This is a genomic window from Arthrobacter bambusae (genome assembly GCF_030812595.1).
In the GTDB taxonomy this organism is placed as follows: Bacteria; Actinomycetota; Actinomycetes; order Actinomycetales; family Micrococcaceae; genus Arthrobacter; species Arthrobacter bambusae_B.
Map to the genome: position 1 here is coordinate 97608 of NZ_JAUSSZ010000001.1, position 16329 is coordinate 113936.

Annotated in this window: 13 protein-coding genes; 12 read left to right on the forward strand and 1 reads right to left on the reverse strand. The window is 64.9% G+C overall.

What is annotated here, in order from left to right:
* The first annotated feature begins 119 nt into the window (after window positions 1-119).
* Both hisG and hisF read left to right on the forward strand, forming a co-directional pair.
* The gene (gene hisG / locus J2S96_RS00440; protein WP_306858814.1) at window positions 120-980 is read left to right on the forward strand and encodes an ATP phosphoribosyltransferase; all 861 of its coding nucleotides are present in this window, start codon (window positions 120-122) and stop codon (window positions 978-980) included.
* Window positions 981-1013: 33 nt separating this feature from the next.
* Window positions 1014-1790 carry an imidazole glycerol phosphate synthase subunit HisF gene (gene hisF / locus J2S96_RS00445; RefSeq protein ID WP_306858816.1) on the forward strand — a complete coding sequence of 259 codons (777 nt, stop codon included), beginning with the start codon at window positions 1014-1016 and terminating at the stop codon, window positions 1788-1790.
* Window positions 1791-1877: 87 nt separating this feature from the next.
* On the opposite strand, the gene J2S96_RS00450 is transcribed toward hisF, so the two are convergent.
* Complete coding sequence (locus tag J2S96_RS00450; protein WP_306859867.1) at window positions 1878-2522, reverse strand: TIGR03085 family metal-binding protein; 645 nt, start codon at window positions 2520-2522, stop codon at window positions 1878-1880.
* Between the two features lie 89 nt (window positions 2523-2611).
* On the opposite strand from J2S96_RS00450, the gene hisI reads away from it, so the two are divergent.
* The 10 genes from hisI (at window position 2612) to J2S96_RS00500 (ending at window position 16299) form a co-directional block, all read left to right on the forward strand.
* Window positions 2612-3052, forward strand: coding sequence for a phosphoribosyl-AMP cyclohydrolase (gene hisI, locus J2S96_RS00455; RefSeq protein ID WP_306858818.1), 441 nt, complete (start codon window positions 2612-2614; stop codon window positions 3050-3052).
* Window positions 3053-3108: 56 nt separating this feature from the next.
* Window positions 3109-4689, forward strand: a complete 1581-nt coding sequence (locus J2S96_RS00460) for an anthranilate synthase component I (protein WP_306858820.1) — start codon at window positions 3109-3111, stop codon at window positions 4687-4689.
* Window positions 4686-5291, forward strand: a complete 606-nt coding sequence (locus J2S96_RS00465) for a Trp biosynthesis-associated membrane protein (protein WP_306858823.1) — start codon at window positions 4686-4688, stop codon at window positions 5289-5291. Before J2S96_RS00460 ends, J2S96_RS00465 begins: the two co-directional genes overlap by 4 nt.
* A gap of 88 nt (window positions 5292-5379) precedes the next feature.
* Window positions 5380-5652, forward strand: a complete 273-nt coding sequence (locus J2S96_RS00470; RefSeq protein WP_306858825.1) for an HGxxPAAW family protein — start codon at window positions 5380-5382, stop codon at window positions 5650-5652.
* 2 nt (window positions 5653-5654) lie between these two features.
* Entirely contained in the window at window positions 5655-6473 is an 819-nt protein-coding gene (gene trpC, locus J2S96_RS00475; RefSeq protein ID WP_306858827.1) for an indole-3-glycerol phosphate synthase TrpC, read from the forward strand.
* A 111-nt stretch (window positions 6474-6584) separates the two neighbouring features.
* Window positions 6585-7967, forward strand: coding sequence for a tryptophan synthase subunit beta (gene trpB, locus J2S96_RS00480; protein ID WP_306858829.1), 1383 nt, complete (start codon window positions 6585-6587; stop codon window positions 7965-7967).
* Complete coding sequence (trpA, locus tag J2S96_RS00485; protein WP_306858831.1) at window positions 7967-8779, forward strand: tryptophan synthase subunit alpha; 813 nt, start codon at window positions 7967-7969, stop codon at window positions 8777-8779. The genes trpB and trpA overlap by 1 nt, the downstream gene beginning before the upstream one ends.
* A gap of 19 nt (window positions 8780-8798) precedes the next feature.
* Window positions 8799-9974, forward strand: coding sequence for a prolipoprotein diacylglyceryl transferase (gene lgt, locus J2S96_RS00490; protein ID WP_306858833.1), 1176 nt, complete (start codon window positions 8799-8801; stop codon window positions 9972-9974).
* Between the two features lie 261 nt (window positions 9975-10235).
* The gene (gene gltB, locus J2S96_RS00495; protein ID WP_306858835.1) at window positions 10236-14849 is read left to right on the forward strand and encodes a glutamate synthase large subunit; all 4614 of its coding nucleotides are present in this window, start codon (window positions 10236-10238) and stop codon (window positions 14847-14849) included.
* On the forward strand, window positions 14842-16299 hold the full coding sequence (locus J2S96_RS00500; RefSeq protein ID WP_306858837.1) for a glutamate synthase subunit beta: 1458 nt from the start codon (window positions 14842-14844) through the stop codon (window positions 16297-16299). The genes gltB and J2S96_RS00500 overlap by 8 nt, the downstream gene beginning before the upstream one ends.
* Window positions 16300-16329: the final 30 nt, after the last annotated feature.

The following is a 16329-nucleotide window of genomic DNA, read 5'->3' on the forward strand; positions in this document are numbered from 1 at the left end:
CCGCGCCCACTGCGCAGTCCCTTCTGAGATCAGCATCGTCTGGGAACAGTGACGCTGCGGACCGTGCCGTGAGCACAATGCCTGAAACACCCCCTTCCACTCCCCAAGAAAGTCCAATCATGCTGCGAGTAGCCGTCCCCAACAAGGGATCCCTGTCCGAAGCCGCCTCCGCGATGCTGTCCGAGGCGGGATACCGCCAGCGCCGCGATAGCCGCGAACTGGTCATGGTCGATCCCGACAACGACATTGAGTTCTTCTTCCTCCGGCCCCGCGACATCGCCGTGTACGTCGGCCAAGGTACGCTCGACGTCGGCATCACCGGGCGCGACCTCCTGCTGGACGCGCAGGTCGAAGCGGAAGAGCTGCTTCCCCTCGGCTTCGCCGCGTCCACCTTCCGTTTCGCCGGCCCGGTCGGCGACTTCTCCGGCGTCGAGCAGCTTGAAGGCAAGCGCCTCGCGACCAGCTATGACGGGCTCCTGCGCGATTACCTCGCCGAGCGCGGCATCAACGCCAAAGTGGTCCGCCTCGACGGCGCCGTTGAGTCTTCGGTTCGTCTCGGCGTCGCCGACGCGATCGCCGACGTCGTCGAAACCGGCAACACGCTCAAAGCCGCCGGGATGGAAATCTTCGGCGAGCCCATCCTCAAGTCCGAAGCCGTCCTGATCCGGCGCACCGGTGAGGGTGGTGCCGCGAACGGCACCGTGAAGGAGATCGAGGTCCTGATCCGGCGCCTGCAGGGCGTACTCGTCGCCCGTCAGTACGTCCTCATGGACTACGACATCCGCAAGGATCTCGTGGAAGAAGCCGCCACCCTTACCCCGGGCCTCGAGTCGCCCACGGTGTCGCCGCTGCGCGACTCGGATTGGGTTGCCGTGCGCTCCATGGTTCCGAAAAAGGAAACGAACCGGATCATGGATGAGCTGTACGACCTCGGCGCCCGGGCCATCCTGGTCAGCAGCATCCACGCCTGCCGCATCTGACGCCATCCAAGAAAGAAAATTCCAGGAGTAGCAATGGCTGTAGCAGTACGGGTCATCCCTTGCCTAGATGTCGACGCCGGCCGTGTGGTGAAGGGCGTCAATTTCGAGGGTCTTCGCGACGCGGGCGACCCCGTTGAGCTGGCGCACCGCTATGACAATGCCGGGGCGGACGAACTCACGTTCCTTGACGTCACGGCGTCTTCCGGCAACCGGGAGACCACGTTCGACGTCGTTCGCCGCACGGCCGAGGAAGTCTTCATCCCGCTGACCGTCGGCGGAGGCGTCCGGGGCGTGGCCGAAGTGGACAAACTCCTGCGTTTCGGCGCGGACAAGGCCTCGATCAACACGGCCGCCGTCGCGCGCCCGGACGTCATCGACGAGATCACCCGCCACTTCGGATCCCAAGTGCTGGTTCTGTCGGTGGACGCTCGGCGGACGAGGCCCGGCTCCGAGCCCACGGCTTCCGGTTTCGAGGTGACCACGCACGGTGGACGCCAGGGAACCGGAATCGACGCCGTTGCGTGGGCCAAGGAAGCCGCGGACCGCGGTGTGGGGGAGATCCTCCTGAATTCCATTGACGCCGACGGCACCAAGGACGGCTTCGACCTCGAACTCATCCGCCTGGTCCGCGCAGCCGTCCACATCCCTATCATCGCTTCCGGCGGCGCGGGAGAACCGGCGCATTTCCCGCCCGCGGTTGAAGCAGGGGCAGATGCTGTCCTGGCAGCCTCGGTGTTCCACTTCGGTCCGGACGACATGATTGCCCAGGTCAAGGCGGCGATTCGCGAAGCGGGCTTCCTGGTCCGCTGACGCTTTGTCCACCCCGCTGGCTCGCGGTAGTGGTCGTTAGGGTGCCTATAACGACAACTACTGCGGGTTGGCTGGTTTAACGGCGAGTCAGAGTCCGACTTCGGCTGACTGAAGCAGAGCGACGGCGTCCGGCTGGCCCTCGAAGGTGACCAGCGCGTGCTGCGTACGGCCGTGGGCGTGCATGAGGAGTTCGCCGGGCTCGCCCACAATGGCGACGGATACGGGAGCCCGCCTGGCCACGTGGCGCGGACCGGTGGGGCGGACCAACACGATCCCGAGATCCACGCCGCGGTAGAGAATGGCGGCGCGCTTGATCAGTTCATCCCACAGGGCGTCCGAGTACTCCTCGTCGAGGGCCCGCGGAGCCCAACGGTCTCCGGCCCTGCGGATGTCTTCCGTGTGCACGAAATATTCAATGAGGTTGGAGGACTCGTCGAGGGCCTTGATCTTCAGGGGGGACAAGGCGGGCGGCCCCGAGCGGAAGGTGTTCACCAGTTCGGCGTAATCTTCCGTTGTCTTGAGTTTGGAAGCCAGTTTGGCCGTGGCTTTGTCCGAAGCCCTGGCGAGGCTCTTGATGACCAGGCCGATTCCGACAGCCGCTTTACGCTCCCGTAAGTACAAGTGCGCCGCGAGATCCCTTGTCAGCCACCCTTCGCAGAGCGTGGGGGAGTCAGGTCCGGCCGCCAGGAGTGTTTCGGCCAGTACTTCGCGGGAGGGATCGACGAAATGCATCACTTGTGAAACTAGCACGAGACGCGCTCGGTTGCGCAGTGGAACCGCCGCTGAATTTCGGCTCCCCGTGAGGCACTAGACTTGTTCTGATGTCTGAGCCGTCAACACCCATAGTCAGTGCCGTCGCCACGCCCGCTGCCGCTTCCGCCGCAGAGCCCGTCGTCGCGCCGGTAAGTCCGCTCCCGCAAGAACTTGCCGCCGCGTTGAAGCGCGATTCCGCCGGCCTTGTGGCAGCAATCATCCAGCAATTCGACACCGACGAAGTGCTGATGCTCGGCTGGATGGACGATGAGGCCCTGCACCGGACCCTCACCACGGGCCGCGTGACGTTCTTCTCCCGCTCGCGCCAGGAATACTGGCGCAAGGGGGACACCTCCGGACACGTCCAGTTCGTCAAATCCGTGGCCTTGGATTGCGACGGCGATGCCCTCCTGGTCCGCGTCGACCAAGTAGGCGCGGCCTGCCACACCGGTACGCGCACATGCTTCGATGGCAGGAGCCTTGCCGCCGTGACAGGCGAGCGGGATTAGTCCTTCCACGCACCATTCACTTTAGGCAACACAAGAAGAGGCGGAGAACACAAACCATGCAGGACCTTGGAATCATCAGCCCGGGCCTGGAGGAGTTCCGCGAACTCGCCGCGCACAGCCGGGTCATCCCGGTCCGGCTCAGGGTACTGGCAGACGCCGAAACTCCCATCGGGCTCTACCGCAAGCTGGCCCAGGGCCAGCCCGGCACCTTCCTCCTGGAATCGGCCGCCGTCGGCGGAGCGTGGTCCCGCTATTCCTTCATCGGTTCCCGGTCCCGGGCCACCTTGACCAGCAAGGACGGCCAGGCCCACTGGATCGGTGAGCCTCCCGTTGGCGTGCCGGTGGACGGCAGCCCCGTCGACGCCGTCCGCGACACCATTGCGGCCCTCCAGACGGACCGCTTCCCTGGCCTGCCCCCCTTCACCTCGGGCCTGGTCGGATTCCTTGGCTGGGAAACAGTGCGGCACTGGGAGAAGCTGACGAGCCCCCCGGAAGACGATCTCCACCTTCCCGAAATGGCACTGAACCTCGTGACGGACATGGCTGTCCACGACAACGTGGACGGCACCGTCCTGTTGATTGCCAACGCGATCAATTTCGACAACAGTTCCGAACGCGTCGACGACGCCTGGCACGACGCCGTCGCCCGGGTGAAGCGGCTGTTGGACCAGGTCAGCACGCCCGTCAAGCAGCCCGTATCGGTGTTGCAGACCGAAGCACTCGACTTCGCGTCGAGCGTCCAGGAACGCTGGGACGAGCAGGAGTACCTCAGCGCGATCGATCGCGGCAAGGAAGCGATCGTCGACGGCGAGGTCTTCCAAGTGGTCATTTCGCGACGCTTTGAAATGGAGTGCGCCGCGGACCCGCTGGATGTCTACCGCGTGCTGCGCAACACCAACCCGAGCCCGTACATGTACCTCTTCAGCCTCGAAGATCCCGACGGCCGCGAATACACGATTGTCGGATCCTCTCCCGAGGCCTTGGTGACGGTGACGGGCAATGAGGTCATCACCCACCCGATTGCCGGATCGCGGCCGCGCGGAAAGACCGTTGAAGCCGACAAAGCGCTGGCCGCCGAGTTGCTCGCGGACCAGAAGGAACGCGCCGAACACCTCATGCTCGTGGACCTGTCCAGGAATGACCTGTCCAAAGTCTGCGTGGCAGGAACCGTGGATGTCACGCAGTTCATGGAGGTCGAACGCTTCAGCCACATCATGCACCTGGTGTCCACAGTGGTCGGCGAGTTGGCGCCAAGCGCGAAGGCATACGACGTGCTTAAGGCGACCTTCCCCGCCGGCACGCTGTCCGGCGCCCCCAAGCCGCGCGCACTGCGCCTCCTGGACGAACTCGAACCGCACCGACGCGGCATCTACGGCGGTGTAGTGGGTTACCTGGACTTCGCGGGCGACATGGACATGGCGATCGCCATCCGCTCGGCACTATTGCGTGAGGGCCGGGCCTATGTCCAGGCCGGCGGCGGCATCGTGGCCGATTCCCACAAGCCTTCCGAAGCGCTGGAGACCGTGAACAAGGCGGCAGCCCCCTTGCGTGCCGTGCACACCGCCGGATCGCTCCGCAACATTTCCCCGGACGCGGTTTCCGCGGAAACGGTCGTCGACGGGAACTCCACCCCGTGAGCGATGCCCGCCCTCAGACGGCCTCCGCGAAGCCTCCCGTATGGGCACGGAAAGGCAACGTCGTGCTTGCCATGGCAATTCTTGCCCTCGCCGTCTTCGGGACCACCACGCAGACCTGGATCAACGTCCGGCTCGATCCCGCTGCCGCGGCGAACGCCGATCTCCACGTACAAGGGAGCAAGGCCGCAACCGCGGTTACTGCTCTCGCGCTGGTCTCCCTTGCCGGCGGGCTTGCTTCGTCCATCGCGGGCAAGGTTTCGCGGTGGATCATTTCAACGATCATTGTGCTCGCCTCGGCCGGCATTATCGTCGCCGCGGTGATGGTCCTGGCAGATCCGCTCGGCGCGGCGCAAGGAACCATTGCGGCGACCACCGGCATTTCCGGCGGGCAGGCGGCCGCATCGTCCACCGTGTTCCCCGTACTTGCCGTCGTAGCTGCCAGCCTGCTGGCTTTGTGTGGTGGCTTGCTGCCGCTCGCTGGCAAGTACTGGAAAGCGCGCACCAAATACGACGTCGCCGGCCGGGCAGCCCGCACGGGTTCCGGGCCGGTCGACGAGATCGACAGCTGGGACAGCCTCTCGCGCGGAGAAGACCCCACGTAGGACCCGGGCGTCCGGACGCCGGACGATGTCCCGGGCGCGGTCAATAAATGGCAGAATGTAAGCAGTATTCACCCTGAGGAGATTTCACATGAGCAAAACCACAGTGTCCGCGAACAAGGCCCCTGTGACCGCTGCGAGCCACAGCGACGCCATCGGCCACGGCAACAGCCCGGCCGCGTGGACCTGCGTGATTGTCATGCTGGTCGGGGCCCTGGTGTCCTCCATCGCCTTTGTTATCGCCAGCACCCCCATTTTCATCGCCGGGATTGTTGTCATGTTCGCCGGCCTGATTGCCGGCTGGGCCATGCGCAAGGCGGGCTACGGAGTCGACGGCAGCAAGCTGAAGAACGCCGGCCACTGACTGTGACCGTTCTTGATGACATCATCGTCGGTGTCACGGAGGACATGGCGGAACGCCGCCGCCTTGTTGGCCTTGACGAGCTGAAGGAACGCGCCGCGGCCGTCGCGCCTGCACTGGACGCATGGACTGCCCTGGGTGGCCCGTCAGCCCGCCGCGACGAACTGAAGGTCATCGCGGAAATCAAGCGCCGCAGCCCTTCCAAGGGCGATCTCGCGAGCATCGTCGATCCTGCGGCACTTGCAGCGCAGTACGCCGACGGCGGCGCCTCCGTGATCAGCGTCCTCACCGAACAGCGGCGCTTCAACGGGTCCCTCGCGGACCTGGATGCGGTCCGTGCCGCCGTCGACATTCCTTTGCTGCGCAAGGACTTCACGGTTGACGAGTACCAGATCTGGGAAGCGCGTGCGCATGGTGCGGACCTCATCCTGCTGATTGCCGCCGCGCTTTCCGACGCACAGCTGCGGGACTTCAGCGCGTTGAGCCACGAGCTCGGCATGAACGTGCTGGTGGAAACCCACACCCACGGGGAAATCGAGCGCGCGGCCGCAGCCCAGGCACGGATCATCGGAGTGAACGTCCGCAACCTCAAGACGCTCGACGTCGACCGCTCGCTGTTTGCCTTGCTCGCGGGAAGCATTCCGGCGGGAGCGGTTGTCGTGGCTGAGTCCGGTGTGCGGAACGCCGACGACGTCGCGCATTATGCGGGACACGGCGCCCACGCAATCCTTGTGGGCGAAGCCCTTGTGAGCGACTCCACCCCGCGCGAGCGGATCAGCGAATTCAAGGCGGCCGGAGCTGCCGCCATGGCCGTGAGGACCTGAGGCAAGCCTGATTCGCGGCGTGGACCCGGACAGCAACAGAGAACGCGGCTGGTTGCTGCCCTGCGGCTCCCGGAAAAACCCAACTACCAACTGAACAGGACGGTGAGACTGATGGTGGACGCATCAACAGGCAACTCGCAAGAGAATGTGGCGGACGTATTCCTAGAAGGCGGAGCCTCGCTCCGCAACGCCACCGGGCCCTACTTCGGCTCTTACGGTGGACGCTGGATGCCCGAGTCCTTGATCGCCGCCCTGGACGAAGTCGAGGACACGTTCGAGAAAGCGAAAGCCGATCCGGAATTCCTTGCCCAGCTGAAGGACCTCAACAAGAACTACTCGGGCCGTCCCTCGCTGCTCACTGAGGCCAAGCGGTTCTCCCAACACGCCGGCGGGGCGCGTATCTTCCTCAAGCGCGAAGACCTGAACCACACCGGATCCCACAAGATCAACAACGTGCTCGGCCAGGCTTTGCTCGCGAAGCGGATGGGCAAGACCCGCGTCATCGCCGAGACCGGCGCCGGTCAGCACGGCGTCGCCAGCGCCACCGCTGCGGCACTGCTCGGACTGGAATGCGTTGTCTACATGGGTGCCGAGGATTGCCGGCGCCAGGCGCTGAACGTGGCCCGCATGCAGCTCCTGGGCGCAACCGTTGTTCCCGTCACCAACGGATCACAGACGCTCAAGGACGCCATCAACGACGCCCTGCGCGACTGGGTTGCCAACGTGGATAACACCCACTACCTTCTGGGCACCGCGGCGGGAGCGCACCCGTTCCCGGCGATGGTGCGTTTCTTCCACGAAGTCATCGGTGAGGAAGCGCGCGCCCAGATCCTCGAGCAGACCGGCAGGCTTCCGGACGTGGTCTGCGCCTGCATCGGCGGCGGCTCCAATGCCATCGGCCTTTTCCACAGTTTCCTGGATGACGCCTCAGTGAAGATCTACGGCTTCGAAGCCGGCGGCGACGGTGTGGAAACAGGCCGCCACGCGGCCGCCATCACCCTCGGCCGCCCAGGCGTGCTGCATGGCGCCCGATCCTACCTGATGCAGGACGAAGACGGCCAGACCGTCGAGTCCCACTCGATTTCCGCGGGCTTGGACTACCCGAGCGTTGGCCCGGAGCACTCCTACCTCGCGGACATCGGACGGGTCACCTACGAGCCGATCACGGACACCGAGGCAATGGACGCGTTCCGCTTGCTTTGCCGGACAGAAGGCATCATCCCCGCCATCGAGTCCTCGCACGCCCTTGCCGGTGCCATCAAGGTGGGCAAGCAGCTCACCGAAGGCAAGGAAAACCCGGCCGACACGATCATCATCGTGAACCTGTCCGGCCGCGGCGACAAGGACGTCGAAACTGCTGCCGAATGGTTCAACATGTTGGATGAAGAGGGCCACGTCAAGGGCACCACCCTTTCCACGCGCAAGCCCAAGGGCGCGTCCGAACGCAGCAACCTCGAAATCGGCACTGAAGAAGTAAGCAAGGACCAGAACTGATGACTGAGCAGATGACCAGCAAGTCCGCGGCCGCGATCGACCGCGCGAAGGCACAGGGCCGCGCCGCGTTGATCGGATACCTGCCGGCAGGCTACCCGGACGTTCAGTCAAGCATCGACGCCGGCATTGCCATGGCCCGTAACGGCGCGGACCTCATTGAAATCGGGATCCCGTATTCGGACCCCGTGATGGATGGCGCTGTTATCCAGGCTGCGACCACAGAGGCAATCGCCAACGGGTTCCGTGTCGCCGACGTCTTCGACGTGGTGGCGGGCATCACCGCAGCCACCGACGCCGCCGTGCTGGTCATGACCTACTGGAACCCCGTGATGCGCATGGGCGTCGATGAGTTCTCGCGCAGGCTGGCCGAAGCCGGGGGAGCCGGGCTCATCACTCCGGACCTGATTCCGGACGAGGCTGCCGAATGGATGGCGGCGTCGGACAAATACGGACTCGACCGTGTCTTCCTCGTGGCACCGTCGTCTACTCCGGAACGCATGGCGATGACGGTGGAGGCGAGCCGCGGTTTCGTCTACGCGGTCTCCATCATGGGCGTCACCGGAACGCGGCAGTCCGTGAGCAGCAGCGCGGAGAAGGTTGTGGCCGACACCCATGCAGCCGGTGCCGAGAGGGTCTGTGTCGGGCTCGGGGTCTCCAACGCAGACCACGTCCGCGAGATTGCGGCATACGCCGACGGCGTGATCGTGGGTACCGCGTTGGTTGCGGCCATCCGCGACGGCGGCGTGGACGCCGTCGCGGAACTCACCAAGAACCTCAGCGCCGGCCTCGGCCGGGCAACAGCGCAGGCCTAGAAAAGGAAAAGCGTAGACAATGCAGAGTCTCCTCCACGTCGCGGCAGTGGCTCCCATGAGCATTCCGAGCCCCTCATGGTCCGGATTTGATATTCCGCTGCCGTGGGGGAGCCTGCGCATCCACGCGTACGCCCTGTGCATCCTCCTGGGCATTATCCTGGGCCTTTGGCTTACAGCCGTGCGCTGGAAGCGCCGCGGCACTCCCGAAGGCAGCTTGTGGGACATCGCCATCTGGGCGATCCCGTTCGGCATTGTGGGCGGCCGCCTTTACCACGTGATCTCCTCGCCGGACGCGTACTTCGGCCCGGGCTTCAACGGCACTGGCGACCTCTCGCTGATCCCGCAGATCTGGCGGGGTGGCTTGGGCATCTGGGGCGCCGTGGTTCTCGGCGTTCTTGGTGCGTGGCTTGGTTGCCGCCGTTCCGGGGTCAAGCTCACTGCCTTCCTCGACGCCGCGGCACCCGGACTCCTCCTGGCGCAGGCGATCGGCCGGTGGGGGAACTGGTTCAACCAGGAACTATTCGGCGGACCCACCACGTTGCCGTGGGGACTCCAAATTGACCCCAACAGCCCCAATTTTCCGGCCGGAATGCCGAGCAGCACGCTGTTCCACCCGACCTTCCTTTACGAATCCCTCTGGAATATCATCGGCGTCGCGGTCCTCCTTTTCCTGGACCGCCGCTTCCATTTCCGCCGCGCCAGGCTCTTCTGGCTGTACGCCATCTACTACACGCTTGGCCGGGTCTGGATCGAAGCGCTGCGGATTGACGATGCCGAACAGATCAATCTCTTCGGCATCACCACACGGCTCAACGTATGGACCAGTATCTTCGTTTTCGTCGCAGCGCTCATCATCTTCATCGTCCTGGGCCTGCGCGGCCGGCCAGTACCCGATACGGCATATCTTCCGGGCAGGGAACCCGCTGCCGTGGCCGCCGAAGAGGATGAGCCCGCCACGGCGAACGGCCCGATTGTGACCGATGCGAAGGCCCATGATGCGGACGGATCTGTCTCAGATACCGGTGCTCATGGTAATCTCCGGAGTAACCAAAGCGATCTGGGCCATGCTGCTGAGCCAACGGAACCGGCCGAGGAGCCCCATGCCGACGTCACGCCGGATCAAGGCTCCGAGTCCACCGAAACCGCCGCGAGCAGCGTCTCCGGATCCGGGCCGGAAGCTGGCAGTACCAAGTAGCCAGCGCTACGGCACAGGGGAACCGGGCTACCGCCCAGAGACCCCCGGCCACAGCGTCGTGGCACCTTGGCAGTCGCCCGGCAGCACACAGAAACTCCGCGGTCAAGCTTGGGTCGGTGATATGCGTAACTGTTCGTTGCGTGTTGCCCGCTGACCTACAATTTCAAGTAACTAGCGCTTTGTTATGCCCGTCACACGGCAGGCAAGGTGGGGCCAACGTTGTCCCTTCCATTCGCACGATCTCGAGGAAGGACGTCTTCAATGACCCATCTTCATAACCCAAGCTGGTCCGAACCATTCGAACCGCAGGGTGTCATCTCGCCCTTCAAGCGTTTCGCTGCGCTCCCGGAAGCCCAGGGACTCTACAACCCTGAGCAGGAGAAAGACGCTTGCGGCCTGGCCATCATCGCTACGCTGCGCGGTGAACCCGGCTACGACATCGTGGAAGCGGCACTGACTGCCCTGCGCAACCTCGAACACCGGGGCGCTGTGGGCGCCGACGAAGGCACCGGCGACGGCGCCGGGCTGCTCATGCAGGTTCCGGACGAATTCTTCCGGGCCGTCACCGAGTTCGAGCTCCCCGCACCAGGCCAGTACGTGGTTGGCACCGCCTTCCTGCCTGCCGAGACCCGCGAAGCGGAGACCGCAAAGGCCGGCATCGAAGCACTTGCAGCCGATGAGGGCCTGGCCGTTCTTGGCTGGCGTGAAGTGCCGGTAGTCGGGGACCTGGTGGGCGCCATGGCCCGTGCCTGCATGCCCTACTTCGCACAGCCGTTCCTCGCTTCGGCGACGGGCGAGGTCCTGGACCGCAACGAGCTGGACTCCCGGGCCTGGCGTGTCCGCAAGCGTGCCCAGAACAAGTTCGGTGTGTATTTCCCGTCGCTCTCCTCGCGCACCATCGTGTACAAGGGCATGTTGACCACCGCCCAGCTGGAGCCGTTCTACCCGGATCTCTCGGACAAGCGCTTCAAGACCAAGCTGGCCATCGTGCACTCGCGCTTCTCCACGAACACGTTCCCGTCGTGGCCGCTGGCGCAGCCCTTCCGCACGATCGCCCACAACGGTGAAATCAACACCGTCAAGGGCAACCGGAACTGGATGCGGGCGCGCCAGTCCCAACTCGCGAACCCGCTCCTGGGCGATTCCCCGGAGGAGTTGTACCCCATCTGCACGCCGGGCGCCTCGGACTCCGCGTCTTTCGACGAGGTTGCCGAGCTGCTCTGGCTTTCCGGGCGACCGATCACGCACTCGATCATGATGATGATCCCCGAGGCCTGGGAAAACCACGCCACGATGGATCCGGCCCGCCGTGCCTTCTACGAGTACCACTCGCTGCTCATGGAACCGTGGGACGGTCCGGCGGCCGTGTCCTTCACCGACGGCAACCTCGTTGGCGCAACCCTTGACCGCAACGGCTTGCGCCCCGGCCGTTACTGGATCACTGAAGATGGGCTGGTCGTCTTCGCCTCCGAAGTCGGCGTGATCGAGGTCGAGCCGGCCAAGGTGGTCAAGAAGGGCCGGGTTTCGCCGGGCAAGATGTTCCTGGTGGACACCGAGGCCGGTCGCATCATCGACGACGCCGAGGTCAAGGCCGAGGTGGCTGCCGCCAACCCTTGGGCTGAATGGGTCAAGGACAACTTGATCGACCTCAACGACCTTCCCGAGCGTGAGCACGTGCTGCACACGGCCGCGTCCGTGAACATCCGCCAGCGGACATTCGGCTACACCACCGAGGAATTGAAGATCCTCCTCGGCCCGATGGCCCGCACAGGAGCCGAACCGCTCGGGGCCATGGGCTCGGACACTCCGGTTGCCGTGCTGTCCAAGCGTCCCCGGCTGCTGTTTGACTACTTCGTGCAGTCATTCGCCCAAGTCACCAACCCGCCCCTCGACGCGATCCGCGAAGAGCTCGTCACTTCACTGAAGTGCGCCATCGGTCCCAACGGCAACCTGCTCGACGTCGGGCAGGTGCGCCAGCCGCAGGTCTCCCTGCCGTTCCCGGTGATCAACAACGATCAGCTCGCCAAGATCGCCAACATCGAAAATGCCGACGGCGACAAAGTCGCCATGAAGGTGCGCGGACTGTACCGCCCGGAGGGCGGCGAAGCAGCACTCCGGAGCCGCCTGACCGAAATCTGCGAACAGGTTTCCGGCGCGATCAACCGCGGTGTGCAGTACATCGTGCTGTCAGACCGCGACTCCAATGCCCAGTGGGCCCCGATCCCGTCGCTGCTGCTCGTCAGCGCGGTGCACCACCACCTGCTCCGCAGCGCCAACCGCACCAAGACTGCCCTGGTGGTCGAGGCCGGCGACGTCCGCGAAACGCACCACGTGGCGGTGCTGGTGGGCTTCGGCGCGTCCGCCGTGAACCCGTACCTGGCCATGGAATCCGTGGAGCAGCTCATCAGCACGGGCGAAGTCGTTGGTGTGACTGCCGAGGACGGCGTCTACAACCTCATCAAGGGCCTCGGCAAGGGTGTCCTGAAGATCATGTCCAAGATGGGCATTTCCACGGTAGCCTCCTACACCGGCGCCCAGACTTTCGAAGCACTTGGCCTTTCCCAGGACCTCGTGGACGAATTCTTCTCCGGCACCCACTCCCAGTTGGGCGGCGTCGGCCTTGACGTCATCGCCGCGGAAGTTTCCGCACGCCACCAGATGGCCTACCCGGAAGGCGGCATCGAACTGCCGCACCGTCCCCTGCTCGGCGGCGGCGAATACCAGTGGCGCCGCGACGGGGAACCGCACCTGTTCAACCCGGAGACTGTGTTCCGCCTGCAGCACGCGACCCGCGAACGCCGCTACGACATCTTCAAGTCCTACAGCAAGGGAATCGACGATCAGTCCGCGAACCTCATGACCCTGCGTGGGCTCTTGAAGTTCAAGGACGGCGTGCGCCCCGTAGTGCCGTTGGAGGAAGTCGAGCCGGTTTCCAGCATCGTGAAGCGCTTCTCGACCGGAGCGATGAGCTACGGCTCCATCTCCAAGGAAGCCCACGAAACGCTCGCGATCGCCATGAACCGGCTGGGCGCCAAGTCCAACACCGGTGAGGGCGGCGAAGACGTGGACCGCCTGCTGGACCCGGAGCGCCGCTCCGCCATCAAGCAGATCGCCTCGGGCCGTTTCGGCGTGACCAGCCTGTACCTGAGCAACGCCGAGGACATCCAGATCAAGATGGCCCAAGGCGCCAAGCCTGGTGAAGGCGGCCAGCTCATGGCGCAGAAGGTCTACCCCTGGGTAGCCCGGACCCGCCACTCGACCCCCGGCGTCGGGCTCATTTCCCCGCCTCCGCACCACGACATCTACTCGATCGAGGATCTCGCGCAGCTCATCTACGACGCCAAGCGGGCCAATCCCTCGGCGCGAGTGCACGTCAAGCTCGTGTCCGAGGTCGGGATCGGCACGGTGGCGTCCGGCGTCACCAAGGCGAAGGCCGACGTCGTGCTCGTTTCAGGGCACGACGGCGGAACGGGCGCCTCGCCGCTCAACTCGCTCAAGCACGCCGGTGTTCCCTGGGAGCTCGGGCTCGCCGAAACCCAGCAGACGCTCATGCTGAACGGGCTCCGCGACCGCGTCGTGGTCCAGGTGGACGGCCAGCTCAAGACTGGCCGCGACGTCGTCATCGCTGCGTTGCTGGGTGCCGAGGAATACGGTTTCGCGACCGCGCCGCTGGTGGTTTCGGGCTGCGTCATGATGCGCGTGTGCCACCTCGATACATGCCCTGTCGGCGTTGCGACCCAGAACCCGGAGCTGCGTTCGCGCTTCAACGGCAAGCCGGAGTTCGTGGTCAACTTCTTCGAATTCCTTGCCGAGGAAGTCCGTGAACTGCTTGCCGAACTCGGCTTCCGCAGCCTCGAAGAGGCCATCGGGCACGCCGAGGTCCTGGACACCCGTGAAGCGATCGACCACTGGAAGGCCGAGGGACTCGACCTCGATCCGATCCTGCACGGCCTCGAGTTCGACGACGATGTTCCCCTGCGGAACCTCACCGGCCAGAACCACGAACTCGACAAGCACTTCGACCAGCGCCTCATCGGCATGGCCGCCGAGGCTCTGAGCGACCGCACGCCGGTGAAGATCGCCGTCGACGTCATCAACACGGACCGTTCCGTGGGGACCATGTTGGGGCACGTCGTCACGAAGACGTTCGGCATCGATGTGCTCGCCACCGACACCATCGACATCACGCTGAAGGGCACCGCCGGGCAGTCGCTGGGCGCCTTCCTTCCGGCGGGGATCACCCTGCGCATGTTCGGCGACTCCAACGATTACGTCGGCAAGGGCCTCTCAGGCGGACGCATCATCGTCCGCCCGGACCGCACCAACGTTTTCCAGGCGGAGCGTAACGTCATTGCCGGCAATGTGATCGGCTATGGCGCCACGAGCGGCGAAATGTTCCTGCGCGGCCAGGTGGGCGAACGGTTCATGGTACGCAACTCGGGTGCCACTGCCGTCGTCGAAGGCATCGGTGACCATGGCTGCGAATACATGACCGGAGGCCAGGCGCTGATCATCGGACGCACCGGCCGCAACTTCGGCGCGGGCATGTCCGGTGGCACCGCCTACGTACTGGACCTCCAGCCTGCCCGGGTGAACAAGCAGGCGCTGGACTCGGGCGAGCTGCAGCTGCTTGAGCTCGACGACGAGGACCGCACCATCGTCCACACCCTCCTGCTCAAGCATTTCGAAGAAACCGAATCCGTCCTCGCAGGCCGCTTGCTCGAGAACTTCGATGACACAGCAGCCCGCATCACCAAAGTTCTGCCGCGCGACTACGCCGCAGTCCTGCAAACCCGACTCGACGCCATTGAAGAGGGCCTTGATCCCGATGGCGAAGAAGTATGGTCCCGAATCCTGGAGGTAACCGGTGGCTGATCCACGCGGATTTCTGAAAGTCCGGCAGCGCGAGACGCAGCCACGCCGTCCTGTTCCCGTCCGCATCATGGACTGGAAGGAAGTCTACGAGGCCCAGGACAAGGGCGTGCTCAAGAGCCAGGCCGGCCGCTGCATGGATTGCGGCGTTCCGTTCTGCCACCAGGGCTGCCCCCTCGGGAACCTCATCCCCGAGTGGAACGACCTCACGTGGCGCGGCAAGGGCGAGGAAGCGATCGAGCGCCTGCACGCGACGAACAACTTCCCGGAGTTCACCGGCCGCCTGTGTCCTGCGCCGTGTGAGGCGTCCTGTGTTTTGGGGATCAACCAGCCCGCTGTGACCATCAAGCAGGTTGAAGTTTCGATCATCGACGACGCCTTCGAGAACGGCTGGGTACAGCCCCTTCCGCCGGCGCGTCTCTCCGGTAAGACGGTCGCCGTCGTCGGCTCCGGCCCCGCAGGGCTTGCGGTCGCGCAGCAGCTGACTCGCGTCGGACACACCGTGGCCGTCTACGAGCGCGACGACAAGATCGGGGGACTGCTGCGCTACGGCATCCCGGACTTCAAAATGGAGAAGGAACAGGTCGACCGCCGCGTCGAGCAGATGAAGGCCGAGGGCACCCGCTTCCGCACGGGCGTCGCGGTGGGAAGCGACGTGACCTGGGAGCAGTTGCGCCGCCGTTACGACTCCGTGGTGATCGCCACCGGTGCTACCGTTCCGCGCGACCTTCCCATCCCTGGCCGCGAACTCGAAGGCATCCACTTCGCCATGGACTACTTGGTGCCCGCCAACCGCGTGGTTGCCGGTGAGACCGTGGAGGGCCAGATCGATGCCAAGGGCAAGCACGTGATTATCCTCGGCGGCGGCGACACCGGCGCGGACTGCCTCGGCACGGCACACCGGCATGGCGCCGCGTCCATAACCACCCTCGCGATCGGCAAGCAGCCGCCGTTGGAGCGCGCCTCGCACCAGCCCTGGCCGACGTTCCCTACCCTCTTCGAGGTTGCCAGCGCACACGAAGAGGGCGGCGAACGCACCTACCTTGCCTCCACCGTTGAATTTGTCGGAGAAAACGGCAAGCTCACCGGGGTCAAAGTCGCCGAGACCGAGTTCGTCGACGGCAAGCGCCTGCCCAAGGCCGGGACGGAACGCGTCCTTCCGGCCGATCTGGTCTTCCTGTCGCTCGGCTTTACCGGTGCCGAACCTGCCGGTATCACCGAACAGGTCAGCGCAGAATTCGACGGCCGCGGCAACGTGGCCCGAGATGGGTACTACATGACCAACACCGAGGGCGTGTTCGTCGCCGGCGATGCCGGCCGTGGGCAGTCCTTGATTGTCTGGGCTATCGCCGAAGGCCGCGCCTGCGCTGCCGCCGTCGACAAGTACCTCATGGGCAGCACCATTCTCCCCGCGCCGGTGGCCCCCACCGACCGGGCCATATCGGTCCTCTAAGGACCGGCGCACGACGCTTTCCCAACTCCA